General features: G+C 53.3%; 5 protein-coding genes and 3 tRNA genes. All 8 read left to right on the plus strand.

Translation table 11 applies throughout. The features are described from left to right. The first annotated feature begins 167 nt into the window (after positions 1-167). Positions 168-1127, plus strand: a complete 960-nt coding sequence (birA, locus tag ACIPIN_RS28685; RefSeq protein ID WP_401124834.1) for a bifunctional biotin--[acetyl-CoA-carboxylase] ligase/biotin operon repressor BirA — start codon at positions 168-170, stop codon at positions 1125-1127. Then, entirely contained in the window at positions 1117-1866 is a 750-nt protein-coding gene (locus ACIPIN_RS28690) for a pantothenate kinase (RefSeq protein ID WP_401124837.1), read from the plus strand. The genes birA and ACIPIN_RS28690 overlap by 11 nt, the downstream gene beginning before the upstream one ends. 7 nt (positions 1867-1873) lie before the next feature. Further along, on the plus strand, positions 1874-2320 hold the full coding sequence (locus ACIPIN_RS28695) for a hypothetical protein (protein WP_401124839.1): 447 nt from the start codon (positions 1874-1876) through the stop codon (positions 2318-2320). Positions 2321-2462: 142 nt separating this feature from the next. Continuing rightward, a tRNA-Tyr gene (locus ACIPIN_RS28700) sits at positions 2463-2547 on the plus strand. Between the two features lie 25 nt (positions 2548-2572). Beyond that, a tRNA-Gly gene (locus ACIPIN_RS28705) sits at positions 2573-2646 on the plus strand. Positions 2647-2832: 186 nt separating this feature from the next. After that, positions 2833-4026: an elongation factor Tu gene (gene tuf / locus ACIPIN_RS28710; protein ID WP_401124842.1), complete on the plus strand. Its 1194-nt coding sequence runs from the start codon at positions 2833-2835 to the stop codon at positions 4024-4026. 53 nt (positions 4027-4079) lie between these two features. After that, positions 4080-4155, plus strand: a tRNA-Trp gene (locus ACIPIN_RS28715). A gap of 45 nt (positions 4156-4200) precedes the next feature. Continuing rightward, positions 4201-4569, plus strand: a complete 369-nt coding sequence (secE, locus tag ACIPIN_RS28720) for a preprotein translocase subunit SecE (RefSeq protein ID WP_401124843.1) — start codon at positions 4201-4203, stop codon at positions 4567-4569. Positions 4570-4617: the final 48 nt, after the last annotated feature.

A 4617-nucleotide genomic window follows, 5' to 3' on the forward strand; every position in this document is an offset into this window, starting at 1 on the left:
TTTCCCCATGTGAGAGTAGGTCATCGTCAAGATTAAATTCCGAAACCCCTATCTGCGTATGCAGGTAGGGGTTTTGTTTTGCCTGCGAGAAAGTTGATTCTTACGATTTCTATGCAACGGCCCGGGGCATGGCTATCATGCGGACCTCATTGTGAGGCGATACTTGCATGCTGACGTTGTTAAAGCTCCTGAAGGACGGTCGTTTCCATTCCGGCCAAGCGCTGGGCGCTGCTCTAGGCATTAGTCGTAGCGCTGTATGGAAACAGCTCCAGCACCTCGAGGCTGAATTGGGTCTTTCTATCCATAAGGTGCGTGGTCGTGGTTATCAGTTGAGTGCGCCGTTGACTCTGCTCAACTCCGTGGAGATCGGTGAGCATTCACCTGCTTGCGGCTGGCCCGTACTGGTCTTTGATTCGATTGATTCCACCAACGCTGAAGCATTGCGCTCTATAGAGCGCGGAATGGCTGCGCCGTTTCTTGTGCTTGCAGAGCGACAAACTGCTGGTCGTGGTCGGCGCGGCCGCAAGTGGGTGAGTCCGTTTGCCGAAAATATCTACTATAGCCTCGTGCTGCGAATCGATGGCGGCATGCGCCAGCTTGAAGGGCTTAGCCTGGTCGTCGGCCTTGCTGTGATGCAAACGCTGCGTGATCTGGGTATTGCCGGAGCTGGTTTGAAGTGGCCTAACGATGTCCTGGTTGGTGAGAAGAAAATCGCCGGCATACTGCTGGAGTTGGTTGGGGATCCTGCTGATGTGTGTCATGTCGTTCTGGGCGTGGGAATCAATGTAAATATGCAGATGGCTGATGAGGTTGATCAGCAATGGACCTCCATGCGTCTCGAAGCAGGGAGGGCGTTTGATCGTAATCTTCTTGTTGCGCGTTTGGGGGGTGTTCTCCAGGAGCACCTGAGCCGTCACCAGTCGGCAGGGTTTTCAGCACTTCAGTCAGAGTGGGAGCAAGGGCATCTATGGCAGGGGCGCGCGGTTTCACTGATTGCCGGCGTGAATCGGATTGACGGTGTGGTGATGGGGATCGACGGACAAGGCGCATTGCGTTTGAAAGTAGATGGTGTAGAAAAAGTGTTTAGTGGTGGTGAGCTAAGTCTGAGGTTGCGCGATGATTCTTGAGCTCGACTGCGGGAACAGCTTTATTAAATGGCGTGTGCTGCACGCAGATGCGGCGCGCTTGGTTGCCGAAGGGGTTGTCGACTCGGATCTGGCCTTGTTGGAAAGTTTGCGCGACTGTGATGGGTTGAATCTCAAGTACTGTCGCTTGGTAAGTGTAAGAACCAATGAAGAGACCGCTGCGCTTGTTTCCTTGCTGGTTGATGCATTCGGCGTAACGGTTTCCTGCGCGGCACCGGCCCGTGAAATGTCTGGGGTCCGGAACGGTTACGAGGACTATCAGCGGCTAGGCCTTGATCGCTGGCTTGCGATGCTTGGAGCATTTCATCTCGCCTCGGGAGCTTGTCTGGTTCTCGATTTTGGTACTGCGCTTACCGCAGACCTTATTGCGGCGGATGGTGAGCACCTGGGAGGGTTCATTTGCCCGGGAATGCCCTTGATGCGTAACCAGTTACGTACCCATACCCGGCGGATCCGCTATGACGATCTCGCGGCATCCAGGGCGCTCGAGAGCTTTGAGCCAGGGCGAAATACAGTGGAGGCCGTCGAGCGTGGATGTTCATTGATGTTGAGAGGGTTTGTCCTGACGCAGTTGGAGCTGGCGCGCAGCTATTGGGGGCAGGAGTTCTCGGTGTTCCTCACTGGTGGTGATGCGGGCCTGGTTTCCGGAGTCGTGCCAGAGGCGCGGGTGGTGCCGGATCTTGTATTCGTAGGTTTGGCCATGGCGTGCCCATTGTCCTGAGGTTTTTATGCGTTGGTTGTTTCTGCTGTTGCTGGTCCTCAATGTGTTTTATTACGTCTGGCATCAGCAGGAGGCGCCCTTGCGTGCGAAGGATGTCACTCCATTGAGTTTGTATAAAGGTTCGCAGCAGGACATTCGTCTGTTGAGTGAAACGCCTGATGCAGCAGCTGCACGTGACAAGGGTAAATCTGCGCAGGCGGATAACAGCTGTCTTTATCTAGGCGGCTTTGCTCGTCAGGAAACGGCGAAGACGCTTGAGCAGCGATTGACTGCTCTAGACATCAAGGTTCAGCAACTATCGGTTTCTCTTCCTGATTCTGTTGGATATTGGATGCGCGTGGCTCCAGAAAGCCGGCGTTTGGCTGATGATTCCGTGTTGCAGAACCTTGCTAAAGAATTCAATGAGTTAAAACATAAAATAATGCCGTGCGAGGGGGTTGCAACTGCTGAATAGGTTGCATAGAATGGCGCCCGCTTCGCAGTGAAGACTTTTAACGGTCAACGGCGCGAAGCGAGGTCAACGCAGCTAACCTCAGGTTTTTAATGAGAAAATGCTTGACAGAAGGCTGGCATGATATAGAATGCCGGCTCGCTTAGGAGGGGTTCCCGAGCGGCCAAAGGGATCAGACTGTAAATCTGACGTCTACGACTTCGAAGGTTCGAATCCTTCCCCCTCCACCATTTTTAGCGTGAGCTGCAAGCTTACGCGGGTATAGTTTAGTGGTAGAACCTCAGCCTTCCAAGCTGATGATGCGGGTTCGATTCCCGCTACCCGCTCCAAGTTTGCAGGTTGTGCACAGTGTTTCGCTCTTGTAGCTCAGTTGGTAGAGCACACCCTTGGTAAGGGTGAGGTCAGCGGTGCACATCCGCTCAAGAGATCCATATAAACAGGCAGATATGAAAATATCTGCCTTTGTTTTAATGGCTTGTGTGACTTGCTTAATTCTTCTCCTAGGGGTGATTTCGATGGCTAAGGAAAAGTTCGAACGTAATAAGCCGCACGTCAACGTAGGTACCATTGGTCACGTCGACCACGGTAAGACCACTCTGACTGCTGCTCTGACTCGCGTCTGCTCCGAAGTTTTCGGTTCGGCAAAGGTTGACTTCGACAAGATCGATAGCGCCCCGGAAGAAAAAGCTCGTGGTATCACCATTAATACCGCTCACGTTGAGTACGATTCGGCTGCGCGCCACTATGCGCACGTTGACTGTCCGGGCCACGCTGACTATGTGAAGAACATGATCACCGGTGCCGCTCAGATGGATGGTGCTATCCTGGTTTGCTCGGCCGCTGATGGTCCGATGCCGCAAACCCGTGAGCACATCCTGTTGTCCCGTCAGGTAGGCGTTCCGTATATCGTTGTCTTCCTGAACAAGGCTGACATGGTAGACGACGCTGAGCTGCTGGAGCTGGTTGAGATGGAAGTGCGCGATTTGCTGAGCGCTTACGATTTTCCGGGTGATGACACTCCAATCATCATCGGTTCGGCTCTGATGGCTCTGAATGGTCAAGACGACAACGAGATGGGCACTACTGCCGTCAAGAAGTTGGTTGAGACTCTGGATAGCTACATTCCGCAGCCAGAGCGTGCTATCGACAAGCCGTTCCTGATGCCGATCGAAGACGTATTTTCGATCTCGGGTCGCGGTACTGTTGTAACTGGTCGTGTTGAGCGTGGCATTGTCCGCATTCAGGAAGAAGTTGAGATTGTTGGTCTTCGTGACACTGTCAAGACTACTTGCACTGGTGTTGAAATGTTCCGCAAACTGCTCGACGAAGGTCGTGCTGGCGAGAACTGCGGTGTGCTGCTGCGCGGCACCAAGCGTGATGACGTTGAGCGTGGTCAGGTTCTGGTTAAGCCGGGTACCGTTAAGCCACACACCAAGTTCACTGCAGAAGTTTACGTTCTGAGCAAGGAAGAAGGCGGTCGTCATACTCCGTTCTTCAAAGGTTACCGTCCACAGTTCTACTTCCGTACTACTGACGTGACTGGTAACTGTGAGCTGCCGGAAGGCGTTGAAATGGTAATGCCAGGTGACAACGTCCAGATGACTGTCACTCTGATCAAAACCATCGCGATGGAAGATGGCCTGCGTTTCGCCATCCGTGAGGGCGGTCGTACCGTCGGCGCTGGTGTCGTAGCTAAAGTCATCGAGTAAGTTGTTGTAATGTCTTTTTTAGGCCGGCATAATGGTCGGCCTAATTTTGTTTTAGGTCAGTAGCTCAATTGGCAGAGCGACGGTCTCCAAAACCGTAGGTTGGGGGTTCGATTCCCTCCTGACCTGCCAGATTCACTCAGTGTGTCTGGCTTTCTTTTCACAGGATCTTCATAGATGACTCCTAAAGCTGAAGCTCAAGGCTCTCGCTTCGATCTGCTCAAGTGGCTTGTAGTAGTCGCCTTGGTGATTGTTGGCGTTGTCGGCAATCAGTATTACCATGCTGCGCCGATCCTGTACCGTGTACTCGCTTTGCTTGTTATTGCTGCTGTAGCTGCCTTTGTAGGCCTGCAGACGGTCAAGGGCAAGTCTTTCTTTGTACTGGTTAAGGAAGCTCGCACCGAGATTCGTAAAGTCGTGTGGCCAACTCGCCAAGAAACCACGCAGACCACCCTGATTGTGGTGGCTGTTGTTCTGGTTATGGCGTTGCTGTTGTGGGGGCTTGATTCCCTGCTCGGCTGGCTTGTTTCCTTGATTGTCGGCTAAGGGTGTCCCGTGGCGACGCGTGGGTCGGTTGGGCAGGCGGACGCGGGT

The sequence above is a fragment of the Pseudomonas sp. NPDC087697 genome (assembly GCF_044743155.1).
Lineage (GTDB): Bacteria > Pseudomonadota > Gammaproteobacteria > Pseudomonadales > Pseudomonadaceae > Aquipseudomonas.